Annotated in this window: 19 protein-coding genes and 1 pseudogene; 9 read left to right on the top strand and 11 right to left on the bottom strand. The window is 71.9% G+C overall.

The features are described 5' to 3' along the window. Nucleotides 1-196 precede the first annotated feature (196 nt). Complete coding sequence (locus tag CcI49_RS28300; protein WP_076831072.1) at nt 197-1234, top strand: MBL fold metallo-hydrolase; 1038 nt, start codon at nt 197-199, stop codon at nt 1232-1234. Nucleotides 1235-1548: 314 nt separating this feature from the next. After that, nucleotides 1549-1917 (top strand): hypothetical protein, encoded by a 369-nt coding sequence (locus CcI49_RS28305; RefSeq protein ID WP_241840276.1) that lies wholly within the window; start codon nt 1549-1551, stop codon nt 1915-1917. Nucleotides 1918-2224: 307 nt separating this feature from the next. On the opposite strand, the gene CcI49_RS42245 is transcribed toward CcI49_RS28305, so the two are convergent. After that, nucleotides 2225-3316 (bottom strand): hypothetical protein, encoded by a 1092-nt coding sequence (locus CcI49_RS42245; protein ID WP_054567187.1) that lies wholly within the window; start codon nt 3314-3316, stop codon nt 2225-2227. A gap of 178 nt (nt 3317-3494) precedes the next feature. Between CcI49_RS42245 and CcI49_RS28315 the strand changes: the two genes are divergently transcribed. Beyond that, complete coding sequence (locus CcI49_RS28315; protein WP_054567328.1) at nt 3495-3728, top strand: hypothetical protein; 234 nt, start codon at nt 3495-3497, stop codon at nt 3726-3728. Nucleotides 3729-3755: 27 nt separating this feature from the next. Further along, complete coding sequence (locus CcI49_RS28320) at nt 3756-4643, top strand: undecaprenyl-diphosphate phosphatase (RefSeq protein ID WP_054567188.1); 888 nt, start codon at nt 3756-3758, stop codon at nt 4641-4643. Between the two features lie 22 nt (nt 4644-4665). On the opposite strand, the gene CcI49_RS28325 is transcribed toward CcI49_RS28320, so the two are convergent. Beyond that, nucleotides 4666-5247 (bottom strand): TetR/AcrR family transcriptional regulator, encoded by a 582-nt coding sequence (locus tag CcI49_RS28325; protein ID WP_054567189.1) that lies wholly within the window; start codon nt 5245-5247, stop codon nt 4666-4668. A gap of 355 nt (nt 5248-5602) precedes the next feature. Here CcI49_RS28325 and CcI49_RS28330 point away from each other — a divergent pair, with 355 nt between their 5' ends. Together CcI49_RS28330 and CcI49_RS28335 are read left to right on the top strand one after the other, a co-directional pair. Further along, nucleotides 5603-6364 carry an SDR family oxidoreductase gene (locus tag CcI49_RS28330; protein ID WP_054567190.1) on the top strand — a complete coding sequence of 254 codons (762 nt, stop codon included), beginning with the start codon at nt 5603-5605 and terminating at the stop codon, nt 6362-6364. Between the two features lie 265 nt (nt 6365-6629). Next, nucleotides 6630-9299 carry a cation-translocating P-type ATPase gene (locus CcI49_RS28335; protein WP_083749758.1) on the top strand — a complete coding sequence of 890 codons (2670 nt, stop codon included), beginning with the start codon at nt 6630-6632 and terminating at the stop codon, nt 9297-9299. A 34-nt stretch (nt 9300-9333) separates the two neighbouring features. On the opposite strand, the gene CcI49_RS28340 is transcribed toward CcI49_RS28335, so the two are convergent. Beyond that, nucleotides 9334-10791 (bottom strand): FAD-dependent oxidoreductase, encoded by a 1458-nt coding sequence (locus CcI49_RS28340; RefSeq protein ID WP_235497980.1) that lies wholly within the window; start codon nt 10789-10791, stop codon nt 9334-9336. 169 nt (nt 10792-10960) lie between these two features. On the opposite strand from CcI49_RS28340, the gene CcI49_RS28345 reads away from it, so the two are divergent. From CcI49_RS28345 to CcI49_RS28355, 3 genes are all read left to right on the top strand, one after another. After that, nucleotides 10961-12787, top strand: coding sequence for a bis-aminopropyl spermidine synthase family protein (locus CcI49_RS28345; RefSeq protein WP_241840277.1), 1827 nt, complete (start codon nt 10961-10963; stop codon nt 12785-12787). A 123-nt stretch (nt 12788-12910) separates the two neighbouring features. Then, nucleotides 12911-13558 carry a copper resistance CopC family protein gene (locus CcI49_RS28350; RefSeq protein ID WP_076831082.1) on the top strand — a complete coding sequence of 216 codons (648 nt, stop codon included), beginning with the start codon at nt 12911-12913 and terminating at the stop codon, nt 13556-13558. A 4-nt stretch (nt 13559-13562) separates the two neighbouring features. Beyond that, entirely contained in the window at nt 13563-15662 is a 2100-nt protein-coding gene (locus tag CcI49_RS28355; RefSeq protein ID WP_076831084.1) for a cytochrome c oxidase assembly protein, read from the top strand. A gap of 84 nt (nt 15663-15746) precedes the next feature. Here CcI49_RS28355 and CcI49_RS28360 read toward each other — a convergent pair whose 3' ends face one another. From CcI49_RS28360 to CcI49_RS43610, 8 genes and pseudogenes are all read right to left on the bottom strand, one after another. Next, nucleotides 15747-17009 (bottom strand): cytochrome P450, encoded by a 1263-nt coding sequence (locus CcI49_RS28360; RefSeq protein ID WP_076831087.1) that lies wholly within the window; start codon nt 17007-17009, stop codon nt 15747-15749. Then, nucleotides 17002-18261, bottom strand: coding sequence for a cytochrome P450 (locus tag CcI49_RS28365; protein WP_076831091.1), 1260 nt, complete (start codon nt 18259-18261; stop codon nt 17002-17004). The genes CcI49_RS28360 and CcI49_RS28365 overlap by 8 nt, the downstream gene beginning before the upstream one ends. Next, entirely contained in the window at nt 18258-18887 is a 630-nt protein-coding gene (locus CcI49_RS28370) for an ATP/GTP-binding protein (protein WP_076831095.1), read from the bottom strand. The genes CcI49_RS28365 and CcI49_RS28370 overlap by 4 nt, the downstream gene beginning before the upstream one ends. Then, nucleotides 18868-19221, bottom strand: coding sequence for a DUF742 domain-containing protein (locus CcI49_RS28375; RefSeq protein ID WP_076831099.1), 354 nt, complete (start codon nt 19219-19221; stop codon nt 18868-18870). Before CcI49_RS28375 ends, CcI49_RS28370 begins: the two co-directional genes overlap by 20 nt. 3 nt (nt 19222-19224) lie before the next feature. After that, complete coding sequence (locus CcI49_RS28380; RefSeq protein ID WP_076831102.1) at nt 19225-19656, bottom strand: roadblock/LC7 domain-containing protein; 432 nt, start codon at nt 19654-19656, stop codon at nt 19225-19227. Then, nucleotides 19653-21404 (bottom strand): ATP-binding protein, encoded by a 1752-nt coding sequence (locus tag CcI49_RS28385; protein ID WP_241840278.1) that lies wholly within the window; start codon nt 21402-21404, stop codon nt 19653-19655. Before CcI49_RS28385 ends, CcI49_RS28380 begins: the two co-directional genes overlap by 4 nt. 101 nt (nt 21405-21505) lie before the next feature. Further along, nucleotides 21506-21919 carry a hypothetical protein gene (locus tag CcI49_RS40890; RefSeq protein ID WP_131831215.1) on the bottom strand — a complete coding sequence of 138 codons (414 nt, stop codon included), beginning with the start codon at nt 21917-21919 and terminating at the stop codon, nt 21506-21508. 107 nt (nt 21920-22026) lie between these two features. Continuing rightward, nucleotides 22027-22317, bottom strand: a pseudogene (locus tag CcI49_RS43610) (transposase); the annotation flags it as partial. Between the last annotated feature and the right edge of the window lie 96 nt (nt 22318-22413).

Raw genomic sequence — 22413 nt, forward strand, 5'->3', positions numbered from 1 at the left:
AATGTCGTCGCGTCCTGCTGGCGTCGACCGCGTGGGCCCTGGTTGGCCGGGTGATCGTGACAGCGCCGGTGACCGTGAGTGCGCGGTGCGCGGCCCTGGCTCCTGTGGGGCACCGGTCGAGCCGCCCGCGAACGCGCAGCGCAGGGAGGCGTGACCGGATGAAGGAAGCTGACCGTCGTACCAGTGTGATCAACGCGTGACCGGGGTGGCGCGTCCGTCGGGCCCGCAACTGCCCCCGGTGGAACGGCTCCGGCCGGGTCTGTGGAGCATCCCGGTCCCGCTGCCGACCGCCGGGCTGACCCACGTCTTCATGTATCTGTTCGAGACCGATCGCGGTGCCTACGTGATCGACTCCGGCTGGGACACCGACGCGGCCTTCGCCGCCGTCGAGGCGGGGCTGGCCGTCGCCGGATACTCCGTCACGGATCTGCGCGGCATCATGCCCACCCACATGCATCCCGACCACTACGGACTCGCCGGGCGGCTGCGGGAGGCGTCCGGGGCCTGGATCGCGTTGCATCCCGCGGACGCCGCGCTGCTGCGCGCGCACCCGCTCGAACCGGCGGATCTGTTCCGGAACCTCAACGCGGAGATGCTGCGTGCGGGCGCACCGCCGAGCGCCATGCGCGCGTTCACCGCCGAGAAGCTGCCACCCGGTCCGTTCCCGGCCGCTGCCAGCCCGGACATCCTCCTCGACGACGGCGACCGCCCGGACGTCCCCGGCTGGGACCTGCGGGCCGTCTGGACACCGGGGCACTCCCCGGGGCATCTGTGCTTCTGGGAGCCGGCCAACCGGCTGCTGCTCTCCGGCGATCACGTGCTGCCCCGCATCACGCCGAACATCCCGTTCGGCGCCGCGGTCGGGGATGATCCGCTGGGGGACTACCTGCGCTCCCTGGACAAGGTCGACGCCCTGCCCGCCGAGGCCACGCTCCCCGCGCACGAATACCGCTTCGACGGCCTGACGGACCGGGTCGCGCAGCTGCGCAGGCATCACGACCAGCGCTTCGGCGAGGTGCTGGCCACGTTGGACGATGGTCCGGCGACCGCCTGGGAGGTCGCGAGCCGGATGGAGTGGTCACGGCCCTGGGACGAGATCGAGGGCTTCATGAAACGCAGCGCCGTGGCCGAGGCGCTGGCGCACCTGCGCGCCCTGGAGCGCCGCGGCGTGGTCGCGGAGCGTGCGGGCGAGCCGCCGACCTGGCGTCGCCGTGCCGCGGTGACCGACAGCTGAGCCGAGGGTCGTGACCGATATCTGCTCGGTCCGCATCAGTCAGTAGTTATGGTCCCGAGCTGGTCCGGATGTCGCCAACCTGGACCACCGAAAGTGTAGTCAGCACTGATCCTCTTCGCCGATATTTCCTCTTGCCGAGGACGGATCCGGAGTTCGCCACTACGATTTGGACGATGATCGTTGCGAGTGGGCTTCGTCGTTCAGACAACGGTGCGGCATTGTTCCACCGGCTCCGTGAGGGGGTTCTTACGCTCGATCCGGTCGTTGAGGGAATGCTCGGTCACACGGCTGGCACGATTGTGTGGGGTGCGCTGATGGAAATCGGCGCCGCGGAGGGAACGGTAACGGTCGTCTCGTTGGCCGACGGCACCACGAGCCTGTACGCGAGTGCTGGCGGCGGTGCGGTCGGGGGCGGTGCCCACGGCACGGTGGTCGCCGCCACCCGCCGCTTCCTGCAGGTGACGGAAGCACACCTGACCAGCTTCGAGGCGGACGGCGAGCGAGCGCCGGCACCGGCGGCGGGCCGCATCGTGTTCAGGGCGCTGACCTACGGCGGGCGCCGATACGCCGAAGCGGCCGAGAAGGACCTCCGTGAACCCGGCCACAGCCTTTCCCCGCTTTATCAGGCCGGGTATSCCGTAATCAGCAGGCTACGTTTCGTCGAGGCCGTCGGGGCATTCTAGGCGGCGACAGGTCGTGCTGCTTCCAGTCACCCCCGAGGGATGATCCGGTGGCGCCGCGTGATTTCTGCGTAAATCTTCTCCTGTCGTCGAAACGGTTGATGTGTTCGACGGCGTCAAGGGATCGGCTCTTCCTCTTTTCGCCGTGATCCGCGGATGGAACGGTTTGTCGGGCCAGGCGTGGGGGCCGCGTCCGATCTGGGCGCTGATGTTCCGGGGTCGTCGCCGGGAGTGGCGGTTGGGCCGCATGGCTGCGCGTGCCCGGCGAGACGGCTACCGCCCCGCCCTCGGAGTCACGAGTAATATACGCTCAGTGACAATGAGCTGCTCGGGCTCGTTGCTTCATGGCGCACGACGGAGGGAACGGCCCCATGGCGACCAGTTCATCGGAGACCAGCGCGTCCAGTAACGGTGCGGGCGCCGTGGGCGGCCTCGCGCACCGGCCCGGTCCGATGCCGACCTTCACCGCTCCGACCGCCGTGGCTCCGGCCGCACCTGCGACCGGCGGGTCCGCGGCGACGTCCAGCGCGGAGACGAGGAAGGCCGCCGGGGCAGCCGGGTCGACCAACGGCGCCGAGCAGGTTCCCCCGAGCACCTCGAAGCCCGCCAGCGCTTCGAAGCCCGTCACCGCCTCGAAGTCGACCGGCGCTTCCGCGGCGGTGACGGTGCCCAGGGAGACCTCGGCTGCCGGGGCCACCTCGGCCGCCAAGCCCGCGGCCGCCAAGTCGTCGGCCAGCAAGTCCTCGGCCGCCAAGCCCGCGGCCGCCAAGGCGTCCGCCAACAAGGCGTCGACCGCCAAGCCCGCCGCTACCAAGTCCGCGGCGGCCAAATCGGCGTCGGGCAAAGCGTCGGCCGGCAAGCCCGTGCCTGCCAAGCCCTCCGCCGCCAAGCCCTCCGCCGCCAAGACCAAGGCGACCAAGGTCAAGGCGACCAGCGCTCCCGGGGCGACGACCGGCACCGGGGCGCCCTCGGGGCCGGCGAAGGCGACATCAGGTGGCGCGAAGACGGTGCCCGCGGCGCGCGTCGGTGGGAGCCCGGCCCAGCCCATGACGGCGTCGACCGGTAGCTCGACTGCCTCCCCGACAGGGAAATCCGCCGCTACCGAGGCGCTTGCGAAGCGGCGATCCGCCTCCGCTGCCTCCGCTCCCGGAGGCTCCGCCTCCCGGTCCACAACGTCCCGGTCCACAACGATCCGAGCGACGGCACCCCGGGCGACGTCGAGCCGCACCGCGCCGGCGCGGACTGCGACGACTCGCGCCACGACGCCGCGGGCCGGTGCGTCACGCTCCGCGGTTGCGCGGGCCACGACGTCCCGTGCCACGCCCTCCCTCACGGCGACGACGCGCACGACCGCCCCCCGGAGCGCCGCGAAGGCGCGGACGTCGGCCGGTGCCGCCCGCACCGCGCGTCACGTGTCGGTGACGGCCGGCTTCCCGAGGTCGGTCGCGTCCAGGATCGCTTCTGTCGCCTCGGTGGGGTCCGGGGCGACGGGGTCCGCCGCGAACACGATCGGGAGCGCGGTGGGCGGCGCGATCGGATCCGCCGTCCGCAGCCGTCGGCCGAATCACGACGAGCGGGTGGTGGTGCTGCATCTGCCCTACGTCACCGCCCGGCTGGAGATGGCACCGCCGCCGAAGGACGACGGGCGCCACCTCGGGCCCGTCCCGATCCCCTCGGCGAAGATGACGGCGTACTACATCGGGCTGGGGACACTCGCGGCGGTCGAGGCGATCGAGTGGCCGATCGCGGCCGCGCTCGCCGCGGGAAGCTACGTGGCCCAGCGCACGCGCGCGACGGCGACGGCGCACCGATAACGTCGTGTCCATGCACGGGACCTCGCGGTGAACTGGACCGAAGGCACGATCCTCGGGCTGGTCCAGGGACTCACCGAGTTCCTGCCGGTCTCGTCGAGCGCGCATCTGCGGGTCGTGGCGGCGCTGGCCGGCTGGGACGACCCCGGTGCGGCCTTCACCGCCGTGACCCAGATCGGCACGGCGGCGGCGGTGATCGTCTACCTGCGTTCGGACATAGCCCGCCTCGGTCGTGCCTGGTTCGGATCGCTGCCCCTGTCGGCGGGCAGCACCGGGGCCGACGCTCGGGACACCGAGGCTCAGGCCGCCGATGCCCGGCTCGCCTGGCTGATCGCGTTCGGCACCGTTCCCATCGGAGCCTGCGGCTACCTCTTCGAGGATGTGGTGAAGGGCCGGCTGCGTGACCTGCGGCTGATGGCCGGCGCCCTGGCCGGCGTCGGCCTGCTGCTCGGCGCCGCGGACCGCTGGGCGGATCGCCGGCCCGGTGATCGCAAGCCCCTGGCGGAGCTGTCCGCCCGCGACGGCCTGCTGATCGGGCTGGCGCAGGCCACCGCGCTGATTCCCGGAGTGTCACGGTCCGGCGCGACCATCGGCGGCGGGCTGGTGCTGCGGTACTCGCGTGAGGCCGCGTCGCGCTTCTCCTTCCTGCTCGCCGTCCCCGCGGTCGCGGTGTCGGGGGCGTTCGGGCTGCACCGGCTCTACCGTGAGGCGAGGCAACCGACGTCCACCGTGGCCTGGGGCCCGCTGGCGGGTGCGAGCGTGGTGGCGTTCCTCGTCGGGTACGCGGCGATCGCCTGGTTCCTGCGGTACGTGGGCGGGAACGACTTCACGCCCTTCGTCGCGTACCGCGTCGGCCTGGGGCTGCTGCTCCTGGCCCTCGTGCTCGCCGGACGGACCGAGGCCATCCCGGCCGCGTGATCGGGGTTGGGGCCGGTGCGGCTCAGTCCAGCGCGGCCAGCGCGAGACGGGCGGCGGCCCGAAGCCGGTCCGCGTCCGGCGCTGCCCGCGCGACGACACGGACGCCCTGCATCACGACGAGCAGGAAGTTGGCGATCTCATGCGCGTCCTTGTCCGGGGCGAGCTCGCCCTGCGCCTGGGCTCGTAGCAGGGAGGACAGCAGCGCCGTCTCCACCACGGTCCAGCTGACCGCCACCTGACGGGCGACCTCGGGTTCGCGTGGGGCGAGTTCGACGGCGGCGTTCACCACCAGGCAGCCACGCCGGTCCGGGTCGGTGAGTGCCTCGTCGATCCAGCTCCGGACGAACGCGCGCACCGCCGGCAGGGCCGGCCCAGGCTGGGCGAGGGCGGTGACGAAACCCGCCTCGCTGCGGAGCAGATAGCGCCGCAGGGCGGCCAGGTACAGATCGTGCTTGCTACCGAACGTGGCGTACAGGCTGGCGCGACCGATCCCGAGATGCTCGACGAGGTCCGTCATCGAGGTCGCCTCGAATCCCCGTGCCCAGAAGAGGTCCATCGCGCGCTCGAGCACCACGTCGGGGTCGAATTCCCTCGTCCTGCCCATGGACGCGAGACTAACAAGACCGAGCGGTCAAGAAAAGGTCGTGGCCGGGGTGATGAGAGCGTCCGGTCTGGCTTTCGGGGTACTGGCCGCGTCGATCTGCCGCAGCGCGTGGGCGGTGTCCGCTCCCGTCGCCGGTGTTGATCACTGTCCGGGCCCGGCCTGGGCTTGTGGATGGGTTCTAGACCGATCGTTTCGGATCGTGTTACCGTGCGCTCGCGTGGTTATGCAGCTCGAGCGTGCTGCCGCACCCCGAATAGTGGAATGTCTGTTCTCTTATGTGGACCCTTGCTGCTGAGGTGCCGGCTGGCATCGCCCGCCAGGTCCGCCAGGTCCGCCAGGACGAAGGAGTTGCGTCATGGGCGCACGTTTCACCGACAAGGTCGTCCTCGTCACCGGCGGCGGCGGAGCCCTGGGCCGGGCGGCCGCGCTGTCGTTCGCGGGCGAGGGCGCGACCGTGGCCGTCGCCGCCCGCACCGAGGGCTCGGCGAAGGAGACCGTGAGCCTGATCGAGGCCAACGGTGGGAAGGCCTCCGGCGTCGTCGTCGACGTCACCAGGTCCGAAAGCGTGAAGGCCATGGTGGACACGGTGGTCGCCCGGCACGGTGGCCTGCATGTCGCGTTCAACAACGCCGGCGTGCTCGGCGGTGGCACGCCGGTCGGTGACCACGACGAGGACGTGTGGAACCAGGTCCTGGCGGTCAACCTGACCGGTGTCTTCCTCGCGATGAAGTACGAGACCGCCTACCTGGCAGCCAACGGCGGCGGCACCATCGTGAACACCGCCTCCAACCTGGGCGCCCACTGGCGGCTGGCCGGAATGAGCGCCTACGCGACGTCCAAGGCGGGAGTCAGCTTCCTGACCCGTACCGCCGCGCTGGAGTACATCGGGCGAGGGGTGCGCATCAACTCCATCAGCCCCGGGCCGATCGACACCCCGATGTCCTACCTGGCGGGCGAGAACCGCGAGCAGCGGGACGCCCGACTCTCGCCGACCGTGCCGCTCGGCCGGGTCGCGGACCCACAGGAGATCGCCAACGCCGTGCTGTGGCTCGCCTCGGAGGAGTCGAGCTACGTCGTCGGCCACGACCACGTGATCGACGGCGGCGCCACGGCCTGATGGGAGCCACCGGGCCGCGCACATCGCCTGGGAAGAGGGCTGGATCTGACCGGATGCCTCCCAGCGATGCGCCCTCCGGTTCCTGGGCGGGCGGGCCGGCCGAGTGCCGGCCGGTCGGGCGTCGACTGGTCGGGCGGCATCGTCGCGATGAACGGGTTCGTCGCGATGAGTGGGCGAGTGGCGTCGGTGGGGCGTCCAATACGGTGGGGTCGGCGGGGGCACCCGCCTAGCCTGAGCGCCGACCAGTCCCCTCCGGAGGTAGCTGATGGACCGCCCAGTGGCCACGTCGCCCGACTCCACCGGGCCCACCGCCGCCGGTGACGGGGCCGAGGAGCCGGACGGGGCGACCAGCGGTGACGTCGACGGCGCCGGTGGCGCCGCGGAGCTCTCCGCGCGGGGGCTGAACGCCGCCGAGGTCGCGGAGCGGGTCGCGGACGGCCGGGTCAACGACGTTCCGGTCCGGTCCAGCCGGTCGGTCGGCGAGATCATCCGGGCGAACGTCCTCACCCGGATCAACGCGATCATCGGTGTGCTCTTCGTGTTCATCGCGATCGTGGGCCCGATCCAGGACGCGCTGTTCGGTGGCGTGATCATCGCCAACACGCTGATCGGTGTCATCCAGGAGATCCGCGCGAAGCGGACCCTGGACCAGCTCGCCGTCGTCGGGGAGGCACGGCCGCTCGTGCGCCGCGACGGCGTCGCCGCGGAGCTGGCGGCGGCCGAGATCGTGCTCGACGACGTGATCGAGCTCGGTCCGGGCGACAAGATCGCGGTGGACGGTCTCGTGCTGGAGGCGGGCAGCCTCGAGGTCGACGAGTCGCTGCTCACCGGTGAGGCCGACCCCGTCCACAAGCAGCCCGCTGACCAGGTGATGTCCGGCAGCTTCGTGGTGGCGGGCACGGGTGCGTTCCGCGCGACCCGGGTCGGCCGGGCCGCCTACGCCGCGCAGCTCGCCGAGGAGGCGAGCCGCTTCACCCTGGTCAACTCCCAGCTCCGCAACGGCATCAACACGATCCTGCGGGTCGTCACCTGGATGATCATTCCCACCGGGATCGCGCTGGTCATCAGCCAGATCACGGTGAACGACGACGATCTGGCGGAGGGGATCCGGCGGATGGTCGCCGGGCTCGTCCCGATGGTGCCCGAGGGACTCGTGCTGCTCACCTCCGTCGCGTTCGCGGTCGGCGTGGTGCGGCTCGGGCGCCGGCAGTGCCTCGTTCAGGAGCTCCCGGCGATCGAGGGGCTGGCCCGGGTCGACGTCGTCTGCCTCGACAAGACCGGGACCCTCACCGAGGCGGCGATGGACGTCGCCGAGCTGCGCCTCGTCGACCCCGGCCCGACGCCCTCGGAGGCGTCGCCCTCGGACGCGGCCCCACCGGAGGCGTCGCCCTCGGACGAGACCGCGCCGGATGCGCCGACCACGGATGCGCCGGCCTCGGAGGGAACGACGTCGGATGCGCCGGCCACGGGCGCAGCGGTGACGCGTGCGACGGTCGGCGCCGTGCTCGGCGCGCTCGGTGCCGCGGACAGACGGCCCAACCCGAGCATGCAGGCCATCATCGACTCCTACCCCGCCCAGGACGGCTGGACCGTCCGCGGCGACGTGCCGTTCTCCTCGGCACGCAAGTGGAGCGGTGCGGCGATCGCCGACCCCACCGGCGCGGTGACCGCCTGGCTCATCGGCGCACCGGACGTCCTGCTGCCCGCCGGCCACCCGGCGCTCTCCGAGGTCGACGAGTTCGGCGCGCGGGGCCTGCGGGTGCTGCTGCTGGCCCGGTTCGGCGACGACCTCGCCGCGGCGGCCGACGATCCGGGCGGCGTTCCCGACCGCACCACGCCGGTGGCGCTGGTCGTCATCGCGCAGCGGCTGCGCCCCGAAGCGTCGGACACGCTGCGCTACTTCGCCGAGCAGGGTGTCGCCGCGAAGGTCATCTCCGGGGACAACGCGCTGTCCGTCGGCGCCGTCGCCCGCACGCTCGGCCTGCCCGGCGCGGACGACCCCGTGGACGCCCGGACCCTTCCCGAGGACCGCGACGCCCTGGCGGACGTCCTGGAAACCCATTCGATCTTCGGTCGGGTCAGCCCGAACCAGAAGCGGGAGATGGTCGCCGCCCTGCAGTCCCGGGGGCATGCCGTCGCGATGACCGGTGACGGCGTCAACGACGTGCTGGCGCTCAAGGACGCCGACATCGGCGTGTCGATGGGCTCCGGCAGCCAGGCGACCCGGGCGGTCGCGCAGATCGTCCTGCTGAACAACAGCTTCGCCACCCTGCCCTCGGTCGTGGGGGAGGGACGGCGGGTCATCGGCAACATCGAGCGGGTCGCGAACCTCTTCCTGACCAAGACGGTCTACTCGGTGCTGCTCGCGATCGTCGTCGTGATCACCCAGGTGCCGTATCCGTTCCTGCCCCGGCATCTGACGCTGCTGGGCTCCCTGACGATCGGCATTCCCGCGTTCTTCCTGGCCCTGGCCCCGAACGCGGAACGGGCCCGCCCGGACTTCGTCGGCCGGGTCCTGTCGTTCGCGCTGCCGGCCGGCATCATCGCCGGGACGGCGACCCTGATCTCCTACTTCGTCGGCCGTTCGATCTACGACGATCTGGACGCCGAGACGTCCATGGCGACCCTGACGCTGTTCCTGGTGGCGCTGTGGGCGCTGGCGATCGTGGCTCGTCCGTACACGTGGTGGCGGATCCTGCTGGTCGCCGTGATGGCGGGGGCGTTCGCGCTGGTACTGGTGGTGCCGTTCGGCCAGGAGTTCTTCCAGCTGTCGCTGGTGGGCACCACCGGGCCGTGGACGGGAGTGGCGATCGCCGCCGGGGCCGGGCTGCTCCTGGAGATCGCCTGGATCTTCATCCGCCGCCGTCTCGACCGTGCCACCGGCGGCGAGGCCGCCGGCCGCAGGCCCGCCGCACGCCAGGGCGCGGCGCGCTGACGCCCTACCTGCGGCGCCGTGGCAGTGGCAGTGGCTAGGGCTCGGTGTCGGTCGGCGTGCGGTAGATCCCGGTGTGTTCGGCGGTGGCGATCGTCTCCTGCTGCGTGCCGGACGGAACGTAGTGGGTGATCTCCTGGCCGAAGGCGGCGTTGAGCAGCCAGTCGGTGGCCACCCGCAGCCGGTTCGCGGTCGCCGGGAGTGACGCCAGGTGGTAGCCGCGGGTCAGCAGGGCCGCGGGTGGCCCGCTCAGCGTGACACCGAAAGGGTTCGCCACCGCGTCACGGCCACCGAGATCCACGACGAAGCCCAGGTCACGATGTCGGTAGGGGCGCGGCGACCCGACGCCGAGCGACGCCGCGACGTTGCGGGCCGCCGCCGCGCCCTGGCGGACGGCGTGCTGGGCGGTCTGACCGGCGGGCGCACCGCCGCGGGCCGAGTCCGGCACCGCGGCGATGTCACCGAGAGCGAAGACATCCTCGACCGACGGCACCCGGAAGAACTCGTCGGTCACGATCCGGCCGTGCACGGTCGGCAGGCCGAGCGCCGCGGCGAGCGGGCTGGCGCACACACCGGCGCACCATACGACGGTGTGGGTCGCGACCCGGGTGTGCCGGCGGACGCCGGACCCGCCCTCGGCGAGGGTGACCGAGTCCGGGCCGATCCGCACGGCCGACGTGCCCAGACGCAGCTCGATCCCGCGCCGGGACAGCACCCGTGCCGCGCGCCGACCGAGCGCCGGGGCGAGATCGTGCAACAGGTGGGGGGAGTGGTCCACCAGCAGCCAGCGGACGTCCGCCGGCCGCAGGCGTCGGTAGGCCGCCGCGGCCCGCCGGGTGAACGCCGCCATCTGCGCGGCCAGCTCCGTGCCGGTGTAGCCGCCGCCGACCACGACGAACGTGCACAGCGCGCCGCGCCGGCGCGGGTCGTCGGTGGCGTCGGCGAGCTCCAGCCGGGACAACACGTGGTCACGCAGCGCCACGGCCTCGTCGAGGTTCTTCAGGCCCAGGGCATGCTCGGCGAGTCCCGGAACGTCCGGTGTCGCCGTCACCGAACCGGCGGCGATGACCAGCCGGTCCCAGGCGATCGCCCGGGTCGACCCGTCGGCGGCACGCACGGTCACCGTCCGCCGGCCGACGCTGGCCGCTGTCGCAGCCGGGGCTGCCATCGCGGCCGGGGCTGTGAGGCCAGCCGGGGCGGCGATGCCGCCAGCCGGGGCTGCCAGGTCAGCCGAGGCCTGCGCATCGGCCGGCGCCGCCAGATCCGCCGCGACCGCGTCACCGAGGCACAGCAGGGTCCGCCGCAGCACGGCGGGCAGCGACACGGCGAGATGACGGGGCTCGACCGTGCTGGCACAGACCTGAGGTACCAGCGAGGTGTACAGCAGGTGATCCACCGGGGAGACCACGATCAGCTCGGCCCGGTCGGCGGGCAACAGCGCCTCGAGCCGGCGCAGCAGGCGCAGCCCGGCGAAGCCGCCGCCGAGCACGACCACCCGGGGCCTGGCCACCTGCTCCCGCCCGCGGGCCACCGGCCAGGTGGGCGTCGGGGCAGTGGATGTCCGAACGGTGGCGGATGTCCGAACGGCGGCGGACGTCGGGACCTCCCGCGTGCCCGGGACCGACCTGACCACGGTTGCCCCCTCGAATGATATGACTGTCGACATGACCGGCGAAAAGTCCACGGTGGATGCTGTCGCGGCCTTTGTCGGCGGCTTCGGTGTGCGTTCGCGACCGCTCCGCGAAATTCTCTCGCTGTTGACCCGGGGCAGCCAGCCGATCGAGGCGCTCATCGCCCTGACGGCGACCCCGCGAAGGGCTGTGGAGGACCTTCTGCGCAGTATTGGGGGCGACCTCGAAGAAAGTCCCGAAGGGCTGCGCATCCGACCGGAGCTCACCGCCCGGTACCGAGAATTCTTCGGGCTGGGCGAGCTGGCCGTGCCAGCCGACGACCAACTGGCCGGCACCGCGCGGGCCGCGGGCCTCGGCCCCGCCGAAGGCCTCGACGCCACCGACGGGGTCGGCCCCGCCGCGGATCCCGAGTCCGCCGCGCGGGTGCGGGCGCTGGCCGCGCTGATCGAGGGGGCGCCCGCTCCGCGCCGTGACCTCGACCATGTCGCCGCCACGGCGCCGACCCTGGCCCGCCGCGCGAGCTGGCTGTGCTCCACCTACGATCTCGCCGGTCGGCGGGTGCTGTTCGTCGGCGACCATGATCTGACCTCGGTCGCGCTGGCCCGGGTCTGCCCGCGGGCCGACATCACCGTGGTCGACCTCGACGAACGGACCCTTGCGTACATCGACGCGACAGCCCGTTCGGAAGGCCTCCCGATCCGTACCCTTTTCGGTGACCTGCGATTCATGCTCCCGCCCGCGGCACGGGAATGGGCGGATCTCGTCTTCACCGACCCTCCGTACACGCCGGATGGTGTCGGGCTGTTTCTGGGGCGCGGCCTTTCGGGCCTGCGGGACAAGGTGAACGGCGTGGTGGTCGTCGCCTACGGGCACAGCCGCCTTCATCCGATGCTGGGATTTCAGGTCCAGCAGTCCGCACAGCAGCTCGGCGTTGTTTTCGAGACAATTCTCCCGGCCTTCAACCGCTACCACGGGGCGCAGGCGGTGGGCAGCGCGAGTGACCTGTACGTGTGCGCGCCGACCAGCCGGACCTGGAAGGTCCTCGACCGGGTGTCCGAAGGTTTCGGGACCCGCATCTACACCCACGGCCGCCAGTCGGTGGAAAGCGCCGCCGGCGCGGACCGGGCTGCTGGAGACGGCGGCTCCACGGCGACCCGGGCCTCCGCGCCGTCCGCATCACCCGCATCACCCGCGTCACCTGCTGCACCCGCTTCGCCGCCTTCGAGTGCATCCAGGCCGGCCACGGTGATCGGCGAGACGGCCGGGCCGCCGGGAGCCCGCCGGATGGGGCTACGGGTGCTTTTCGCCGGTTCGGACTATCTGCGCGATCTCGATGCCGATGCGGCCTTCGAGGTCGACCTCACCGCGGATCCCGGGCCGTTGCTCCTGCGTGGGCTGCTGGCCGTGACCGGGGCGCATGCTCGGTTCCTGGTGCCGGCGGACCATCCCGACGTCTCCACCCCGGCCGCCCGCGCCCAGCTCACGGATCTGCTGGCCGCGAAATACCGGCTGAGCTTCCCGCCGTCGTCGTCGCCCTCGTCGGGCGGTGCGCGGCACGTGACCGTCGAGGCGGCGTTGATCGACCCAGAGGGGGCCGCCAGCGCCGATCTCCTCGCCCGGTGGTTGCTGGAACGTGCCCACGGCCGGATCGGGAACGTCCTGCGTGAAGGTGTCATCCGCGTCGCGGCGCGGGACGGGCGAGCACTGTCGAAGAACGAGGCCCGGGCCGTCGTCCGCGCCCTGGTGGGCGAGGCCGAGCAGGACGTCCTGACGTTGACCCTGGTGGAGACGCCGCGGGGGCGGCTGGAACGCCTGCTGGGCGCGCTGCGGGCCGCACCGGCCGGGTTCGGTGTGGGCTGAGGGCTCGTCGGGGCCGGCCGGGGCCGCCGGGGCCGGCCGGGGCCGTCGGGTCGCCGGCGGCGCGGGCACCAGGCGGTCGTACCGTCCGTCCTTCTACCGCTGGTAGAACGTAGACTCTGCCCGGTGCAACGAGGATCGTTCGCCCCGGCTTCCCGCCCGGCACCCGCGGCACTGACCGCGCTGCTCCTGCTGGTCCTCGCAGCCCTGCTCGCGGCGCCTCGCGCCGCGTGGGCGCACTCGACGGTGCTGCGCACGGAGCCAGGCGACGGCTCCACCGTCAACGCGCCGCCCGACCGGATCTCCCTCGTCTTCAACGAACCCGTCTGGACGGACTACGCGACGGTCGTGGTGACCGGCAGCGACGGCCGGACCCTGCAGACCGGCCCGCCGCAGGTCATCGAGACAACCCTGACGGTGCCGCTGCGCGGCGCCACACCTGGCGGATACCACGTAACGTGGCGCGTGGTCTCCGCCGACGGTCACCCGATCACCGGCGAGTTCTCCTTCACGGCCACCGCCGCGGGCCCGGCCGCGAGCACGACCGCGACGGCGACCGCAGGGCCGGCCACGAGCGCATCGGCCTCCGCGTCCGCACCGGCGTCCGCACCTGTGTCGACGTCGGTGGCCGCGGGGGCCGCCGCCACGACACCGCCGGCGCAACCGGCTCCCCCGAAGGAGGGCGAGGACTGGTGGATCATCGGCCTCCTCATCGCCGCACTGGTCGCCCTGGGCGGCGCGTACGTGGTGTTCCGGCGACGGAAGCGGGAGTAGCCCGATGACCGCTCCGCTRCTCGCCCTGCTCGCACTGATCGCGGTCCTGGTGACGGTCGCCACCAATCCCACCGTGGCGACCCTGCCCGGTCTGCCGGACGCCGGCACGCTCACCCACTGGGGCCTGCCGCTCTCCCGGGTCGTGGGGGAGATCGCCTCGGTCGGCGTGGTCGGCTGGCTGCTGGCCGCGGCGGTTCTCATTCCGTCCAGGGACGGCCGGCTCGGCGCCGCCGCCCGCGGGCACGCCCGCGCCGCCGCCCTCGCCGCCGCGGTCTGGCTGGCCGCGACGCTGGCGGAGCTCGTCTTCACCGCCTCCGACATCTCCGCCCGCCCGGCCGGCGACGTCCTCGACCCGTCCGCGCTGCGCTCGTTCGTGAGCGCGACGTCGCAGGGCAAGGCCCTGGTCGGCGTGGCCGCGGGCGCGCTGGTCATCGTGCTGATCGCGCCGACACTGATGTCGACGGTGGCCGCCGGCTGGCTGCTGGCGCTGGCCGGCGTCGCGCTGCTCCCGCCGGTCTTCACCGGTCACGCCGCCGGGTCGTCGCAGCACGCGCTGGCCGTCGTCGCGCTCGGCGTGCACATCCTGGCGGCGGTTGTCTGGCTGGGCGGCCTGCTGGCGCTGCTGACCATGCGAACGGTGGCGGACGCCCCGTTCACCGCCGCCATGCGCCGCTACTCCCGGGTCGCCGCCGGCGCCGCCGCGTTCACCGCTGTCGGCGGGATCGCCAGCGCCGCGATCCGCCTCGGCGGCTTCGGCCCGCTGTTCGACGACCGGTACGGCCTGATGGTCCTCGGCAAGGCCGCTGGTCTGCTGGCCGCGGTGGCCCTCGGCGGCCTGACCCGCCGCCGGATCATCGCGACCGCGGCCACCGCCGACGCCGACAGCGAAGCCACCGCCGAGGGTGGGAGCGAAGCCACCGCCGAGGGCGGACAGCTGGCCCGGCGTCAGCTGTTCCGCCGGCTCGCGCTGATCGAGAGCTGCGTCCTCGCGGCGACGTTCGGCCTGGCCGCCGCCCTCTCCCGGACGTCGACCCCGGTCAACGACGCGGCGGTGCCGAAGGACGCCACCGAGGCACTGCTGGGCTACCCGATGCCGCCGGCGCCGACCCCGTGGCGGCTGCTGGCCGACTGGCGTCCCGACTGGGTGTTCATCGGGCTGTGCGTGCTCGCCGCCGGGCTCTACATCGCCGGCGTGATCCGGCTGGCGCGCCGGGGCGACCGGTGGCCGGTCGGGCGCACCATCGGGTTCCTCGGCGGGCTCCTGCTGGTCGTCGTGGTGACGTCCGGCGGCCTTGGGCGCTACGGGCCGGTGCTGCTCAGCGTGCACATGGCCCAGCACATGATCCTCACCATGCTGGCGCCGATACCGCTGGTTCTCGGCGCGCCGATCACCCTCGCGCTGCGGGCGCTGCGGACCGCACCCGCGCCCTACCGCAGCGGACCGCGGGAATGGCTGGTCGCCGCCCTGCATTCGTGGCCGGCCCGGATCCTGACCCACCCGCTGTTCGTCACGGCGAACTTCGCCGGCAGCCTTTACGTGATCTACCTGAGCTCGCTGCTCGGCGACCTGATGAACAACCACCTCGGCCACCTCTTCATGAACGCCCATTTCCTCATGACGGGCTTCTACTTCTTCGAGGTGCTGATCGGCGTCGACCCGCTGCCGAAACGCCCACCGCATCCGGGGCGGGTGCTCATGCTGGTCGCGGTCATCCCGTTCCACGCCTTCCTCGGGCTGACGATGATGAGCACGACGACGGTGCTGGGCAGCGGCTGGTACGACGTCCTCGTCCGGCCGTGGGGCGACAGCCCGCTGGGCGACCAGGGCACCGCCGGTGGCATCGCGTGGTCGTTCGGCGAGGTCCCGACCCTGATCGTGATGCTCGTGCTCGCGGTGCAGTGGGCCCGCACCGACGAGCGCCGCGCCCGCAACCGCGAGCGGCGGGTCGACACGCTGGGGGTCGACGAGCAGCTCGACGCCTACAACGCCTACCTGGCACGTCTCAACGGGGTGAAACCCGCCCCGGCCGCCACCGCCACCACGGCCCCACCGCAGCAACGGCAGGGCGACACGCCGACCTCCACCGAGGGCCAGTCGTCGTAGCCCGGCCGCAGCGGCGCCGGCCACGTACCTCCGAGTGCCGCCGCTGTTCCCCCGCGGACCCGCAGTGGGTCCCCCGAGCGTCTCTCAGGGAACGAAGGGCGGGGCCACAGCGGCCTGACCGAGCTGGACCGGCAGCACAGCGGCACTGTTGGAGAAGAATGACGGAACCGGCGGCAGGGTCGCGGGGTCGGCCGCCAGGCGCAGGTCCGGGTACCGGGCGAACAGAGCGGGCAGGGCGACGCCTGCCTCCAGCCGCGCCAGGTGCGCGCCCAGGCACAGGTGCGGTCCGCCGCCGAAGGACAGATGCCGCTGGGGGGCGCGGGTGACGTCGAACTGGTCGGCGTCGGCGCCGTACTGGCGGGGGTCCCGCCCGACACCGCTGTACGCGGCGASAATCGCGTCGCCCTTCGCGATCGTGACGCCCGCGATCGTGACATCCTCGAGCGGGTAGCGGGCGGGGAAGTTCCCGATCGGCGCGTCCCAGCGCAGCACCTCCTCGACCACGCTGGACCAGGTCGCGGCGTCACCGGCGACGGCGATGGCCTTCTGGTCCGGATGCGTGAGCAAGGCGCGTACGCCGTTGGTGATGAGACTCAGCGTGGTCTCGTGGCCGGCGGTGAGCAGCAGCCAGATGGTGTCGACGAGCTCCTCGGTGGTCAGCGCCTCCTCGTCCTCCTCACGCAGCTTGATCAACTCGCTGGTGAGGTCCTCACCGGGCTCGTCGCGACGCAGCCGCACCAGCTCGGCGAGCAGGGCCAGGCGCTGCCGCTCGGTGGCCACGGCCTCCTCGCTGCTGGTATCCGTGCGGAAGATGCTGTCGACAAGCCGGCGGAGCTCGGCGCGCCACTCCCGCGGGACGCCCAGCAGCTCGCAGATCACCTGCATCGGCACCGGGTAGGCGTAATGCGACCGCAGATCCACCGATCCGTCGGGGCCGGCATGGGAGGGGAGCTCGTCCAGCAGCTCGGCGACGATCTGGTTGAGGCGGGGACGGAGCTGTTCCACCCGGCCGCGCGTGAACACCCGGGTCACCGGTCGGCGCAGGCGGGAGTGCGCGACGCCGTCGCTGGTCACCATGTTGGTCACCTTGATCATGCCGATCAGCGGCCAGTCGTCGGTGATCGTCCCGTCCTGGATGGCGCTCCAGTTCCGCCAGTTCTTGCTCACCCGCTCGTCCGCCACCAGGTCGGCGAGCAGAGCGTGGTCGGTGACCACCCACACGCGGATGCCGCCGGGCAGCTCGGCCCGCACCACCGGACCCGCCTCCCGCAGCCGGCGCTGTTCGCCGTGGTGATCGGCGCCGAAGGGGTCCAGGGGAACCAGCGGGATGGCGGTCGAGTCAGCCATGCGAGACCTCCTGCTCAACGATGGGCACGTCGGATACGGCGAAACGCACGGGAAGGCCTGCCGGGCAGCGGGTCCACGGCGAGGGCAACAGCTCGATCTCATCCGGACGAATGGCCAGGGTGAGGTCGTGCAGTTCGGTCAGGACGGTCGTGACGGCTGTGCGGGTGATCAGACGGCTGGGGTCCAGGGCCGGGCAGGTGTGCGGGCCGGCGGAGAACGCCAGGTGCGAACGGTTGCCGGTCTCCAGCCAGGGGTCGTCGGTGTGCATGCGCGCGTCGGCGTTGGCCGCGCCCAGGCCGAGGATCAGGGCGTCGCCCGCACGGACGGGCTGCCCGGCGAGCTCGGTGTCGGCGAGCGCGTACCGGGCGGGCATGTTGGCCATGGGCGGGTCGCGGAACAGCACCTCGTCGAGCGCGTCATCCACGCCCAGACGGCCGCCGTGCAGGCGCCCGGCGAACCGGGGGTCGGTGAGCATCAGCCGGATGGTCTGCGCGATCCACGAGGTCGTCGTCTCGTAGCCGGCCGAGATCATCAGAACGATGGACTGCACGACCTCGTCGCTGTCGTGCAGGTTCGGGTGCGCCAGGAAGGCGGTGGTGAGGTCCTCGGCCGGGCTGGCCGCGTGCGACTGCATGACCTCGGTCAGGATGCGTTCGAAGGTGCGGTTGCCCTCCTGCGAGTCCTCGCCGCTGCCGAACAGGGCGATCAGGCCGGCCCGCAGCTGATGGCCGTGCTCGGTGGAGATTCCGAACAGGCTGGAGACCGCCAGCATGGGAATGACCGACGCGTACTCGGTGACCAGGTCGGCCTCGCCGCGTTTCGCGAACCCGCGGATCAGCTCTCGGCAGGTCGCCTGCAGCGAGCGCCGGAGGGCGTGCTGGTCCATGCCCGCGATGCCCTCGTCGAGTGGGGCCCGCAGCCGGCGATGCCGTGCTCCGTCCGCGAAGTAGGCGTTGTCCCGCGGGAACATCATCGGTCCCAGTCCGGAGTCCGGGCGCACGACACCGTCGGACAGCAGCCGCCAGTGCGAGGGATTGCGGGCGAACAGGCGCTCGTTGCGCACCACGTGAAGAATCTCGGAATAGCCCATGACCAGCCAGGCCGGTACACCGGGTTCGAGCTCCACCGGTGCGACCTGCCCCCACCGCTCCCGCAGCACCCGGTAGGCGGCCTGTGGGTCGGCGCAGGTGGTGGTCTCCGACAGCGGAGTCAGACCCGTGAAGTCCGACAGGGAATGGCGGGTGGAAATCATCGATGCGCCCCCGTCAGCCGGGAGGACACCGTCGCGTGCTCGACCAGCGTGATCAGCGCCTGGATCGAGGACTGCCGGTCCAGAGCCCGGCAGGACGTCATCGGCGTATCGGTGGGCAGGTCCAGCGCGGCGACGACCTCGTCCAGCGGGATATCCGGCGTATCGGGGAACACGTTCACGGCCACGGCGAAGGGCGTGTCACTCAGTTCCATCTGGTCGAAAACCTCGAAGCTCTCCTCCAGCCGGCGCGTGTCGACCAGGACCAGGGCGCCGATCGCGCCCTCGGCCAGCCCTGCCCAGTGGTCCCAGAACCGTCGTTGCCCGGGAGTGCCATAGAGATACAGCACGATGTCGTCCCCGATGGTGATCCGACCGAAATCCAGGGCGACCGTCGTCGACGTCTTGCGCTCGACACCCGTCAGCGAGTCGACCCCCAGGCTTTCCCGGGTCATCTGTTCTTCGGTATGCAGCGGTACGATCTCGCTCACCGAGTCGATCAACGAGGTCTTGCCGACGCCGAACGGGCCCGAGACCAGAATCTTGACCGACTGGCGCACCGTCGGCGAGACATACCGGTCCGCCTCGTCACGATCAGCCCTGCGGTGATCAGAGGCTACGGAGACCATGCAGGACCCTTTCGAGAAGCTCTTGGTTCGGGGCGTCTGGATCGGCTCCCACCGTGCGCACGGCGAGATGGCCGCTGTCGACCAGGTCCGAGACCATGACCGCCGCGACGCTCACCGGGATTCTCAGGTGGGCGGCGGCCTCGGCCAGCGACAGCATTCCCCGGCACAGCTGCACCAGGGACCGATGCTGACGCGTGGCCGAGGGCGGCAGGCTGGCGTCCGTGTTCGCCACCAGCAGGGTCTCCGGCCGGACCGTGTTGCGGCTGGGGCGCGCCTGGCCACCGGTCAGCACATACGGTCGAACCGGGCCGAGGTAGTCCGTGGGGTCGACCACGGCCTAGTGCGGGCGCTCGGCGGAGCTCAACGACCTCTCGCCGATCTTGCGTACCGTCGTGGTCATCTGGTGGGCGACCAGCGCCGGGTCGATCACGGCCTCGGTGATCACACCCAGGTAGGTGCGGTCGCCGGCGCCGCGGAACATCAGCTTGGCGCCGTTGAGCTCGTACACCACGTGGCTGGGAATGCCGCCCTCACCGTGGTCCCCGGCAACCGCCCTGCCCAGGGACGCCATGGCCGAGCACGCGGCGGCGAGCTTCTCGGCGCCGTCGCGGTCCAGGGCGCTGGAGACTGCGGTCACAAAGCCATCGGCGGTGAACACGAACGCGTGCCGTACGCCCTGCGTCGTCTCGATTTCCTCCACCATCCAGCGGTTGGCGTCGATCCCACGCCAGTGGTCGGTGTGGAGAGTACCGGTGGCATCGGGGGTCATTCCGTGTCCTCTGCGGGAGCGAGCGGGGGCGAGGGCGGGGTGGAGTCGCCCGGGTCAGCGACGTCACCACCGGAAGCGGCGTCCGGCGAGACGCTCAGAATCGCCGCGAGGAACGATCCGGCTTCGTCGGCTGACGGCGGCGGTGCGGGCGGGCTCGCGGATGGCGTGACGGGCGGCGGGACCTTCTCGGTGAGCGCGGCATGGCGGGGCGATCGGCGTCGCGGGAGCACCGGTTTCGACGGGCGATCTTCCCCCGCGGCCGAGGCCGGGTCGCCAGGGGGGACCGAGGCCGGGTCCGGCAGGGAGACGCCGCCGGGTGCCGGGGGTGTGCCAACGGCCGCAGAGCCGGCCCGGTGGTGGCCGCGGGTAAGGCGTGTGGCGGGGGTCAACAGCTCGGTCAGCTCGTCGGGCACGAAGACCACCGCCCGGACGCCGCCGTAGACCGACTCGCTGAGATCGACCCGCAGCCCGTGGCGGCGCACGTACTCGCCGACCACCGCCAGGCCGGTCTGCGGCGTCTGGCCGAGATCCGCCACCCGCACTGGCAGGCGTCCCGAGGCGATCTCCCGCGCTCGGTTCAGGCGGAACTCCTCCATGCCCACGCCACAGTCGTCGATCTCGTAGACCACTCCGCGCTGCACCGACCGGATTGCGACCAGCACCTCGGTCGTCGACGGCGAGGACTGCGCCGCGTTGGCCAACAGCTCGGCGATGACGCTGATGAGCGGTTCGGCGACGTGAGCGACAACCGCGGTGTCCGGGCCGCCGGACGCGTGCACCCGCTGATAGGCGATGATCCGTGAGGCAGCCGCGGTCACGATGTCGGCTACGGCCACTGGCTCCTGCCACTGCTGGCCCGGCGATTCGCCGCACAGCACMGCGAGGTTCTGCGCGTAACGGGCCTGCTGCGCGGCCGCATGATCCACGCGGTAGCCGCTCTCGAGCACATCCGGTGTCGTCGGATGCGCCAGCACCATGGCTGTGGCTTCTTCCTGCACCCGGTGGGACACGGCCTGCACGTTGCGCGCGAGCCCGACCGTCGCGGTCCGCAGGGCCTCCTCGCGGTCCCGGAAACGATCGTGGGCCTGCTCCACCAGCTTCGCGACGGCCGCGCCGATCCGGTCCAGCACTCCGACGATCGCCTCGTCACCGGCGTCCGGCAGTGCGGGAACCAGATCACCGGTGGTCAGGGCGGGAAGCTGGTGGTCTATGACGAATCGCATACCCTCCTCCCAGGCGGCGATCCGTCGTTCACCGATCCGCAGCGCCTCCTGTGCCTGTCGCAGCGCGTCGCGCAGTTCGACGATATTGCCGGCGATGCCGTCGTAGCGGGCCACGATGTCGGCATCGCCGCCGAGGGCCGCCGGCAACGCGGGCGCATACGTGCCCTCGATCAACGCGGGTAGCGCCTCGTGGGAGATGAACCCCAACGCCTGCTCGGCGACTTCCAGCCGATTCTCCAGCTGACCGATGATCTCAGCCTGCTCGGCGACTCGCTGATCCCGCTGCGCGAGGTCGGCGGTCAGTCCCCCGGTCCGCTCCTGGAGGCGCCCAAGCTGCAGCTGGCACTCCGCTAACTGGGTGTCCCGCTGTGCCAGCTGCGCACGAAGCTGATCGGCGTGGCCGCGGGCGACGGCGACGACCGCCGTCTCCTTCCGGTGACGGTCGGCGAGACGGTTCGCCAGCCCGGCGAGGTACCGCCCGGACATCGTCGCATGACGCGAAGCTGGCGATGAGGGGTCAGTCATGATCACCTGATGTCAGTCGAGTACGGACAGCGACCGGCAGCGGGGCCCGTCAGAACAGCTGGGCCCGCCACGGGCTGGCCCACGAACCGTCGGCCGAATGTTTACTTTTTGTAGTCGCTCAGGGCGGTATGTCGTACAAGGCTGCGCCGAATCGTAGCCGAGAGGCTGGCAGCAGAGGAGACCGGGACCAACCTGCTCGCGTCCAGAAGCGCCGATACCAGCGTGTGTGCCCGTGGGCTGCGGCGCGGTTCCTCGGGCGCTGTCTGCTCGGCGCTCAGCGGCGTCGTCACCGCATCGTCGAGATCATGCTGGGGGCGTAGCCTCGGGCCGACGGGGAGGCGGTCTGCCATGGCGGTGATCTCGTTGTCGTGCGGCGGCTCGGTGACGAGCCACTCGTGCGCGCACCGCAATGCCGACACCGCGTCCACCGGCGGCCCATTCGCCGCGGTCTGCCCCGGCCGCGGTGCGCCGACATCGAGAGCCTTGGCGCCCGGCTCCGATGCCCGCTCGGCCACGCGGACCAGCTCGCCGCGGACCGGATCCCTGACCCGGTTGAGTCGGCCTGGAACGCGGCGGGAAAGGTACGTCTACTCCTACATCGCCGCAGCGCCTGTTCGCTCGGGACCAGCCGCACACCGCTCGGACCGACGGCCAGGCCACGGTCGCGTAGGCCGCCGCAGGAACTTGGTCCAGAACGCTTCGCCCTCACTGTCCCCAACCTGCACACCGAGGACCTCCCGGCGGCCGTCCCCACACCCAACGCGGCGACGAGGTCGTCGACTTCAGGGGTCGACACCCCGCGCACATAGGCCTCCATCGCCACCGCGTGCAACGCTATGTCGATCCGCCGGCGGGGTTCCGGCRGCGCCGGGAAAAATGAATCGGTCCGCAGTTTCGGGATGCCTACCCTCATAGCCCTCCGAGGAGGCCCCCTCTGTGTCAGTCTCGGGTGAGACACCCGCTGGGTGCGGGTTGGCTACAGAGGGCGTGATCGGAGATCCTTGTGCCC

Source organism: Frankia sp. CcI49 (assembly GCF_001983215.1).
GTDB classification, from domain to species: Bacteria; Actinomycetota; Actinomycetes; order Frankiales; family Frankiaceae; genus Parafrankia; species Parafrankia irregularis.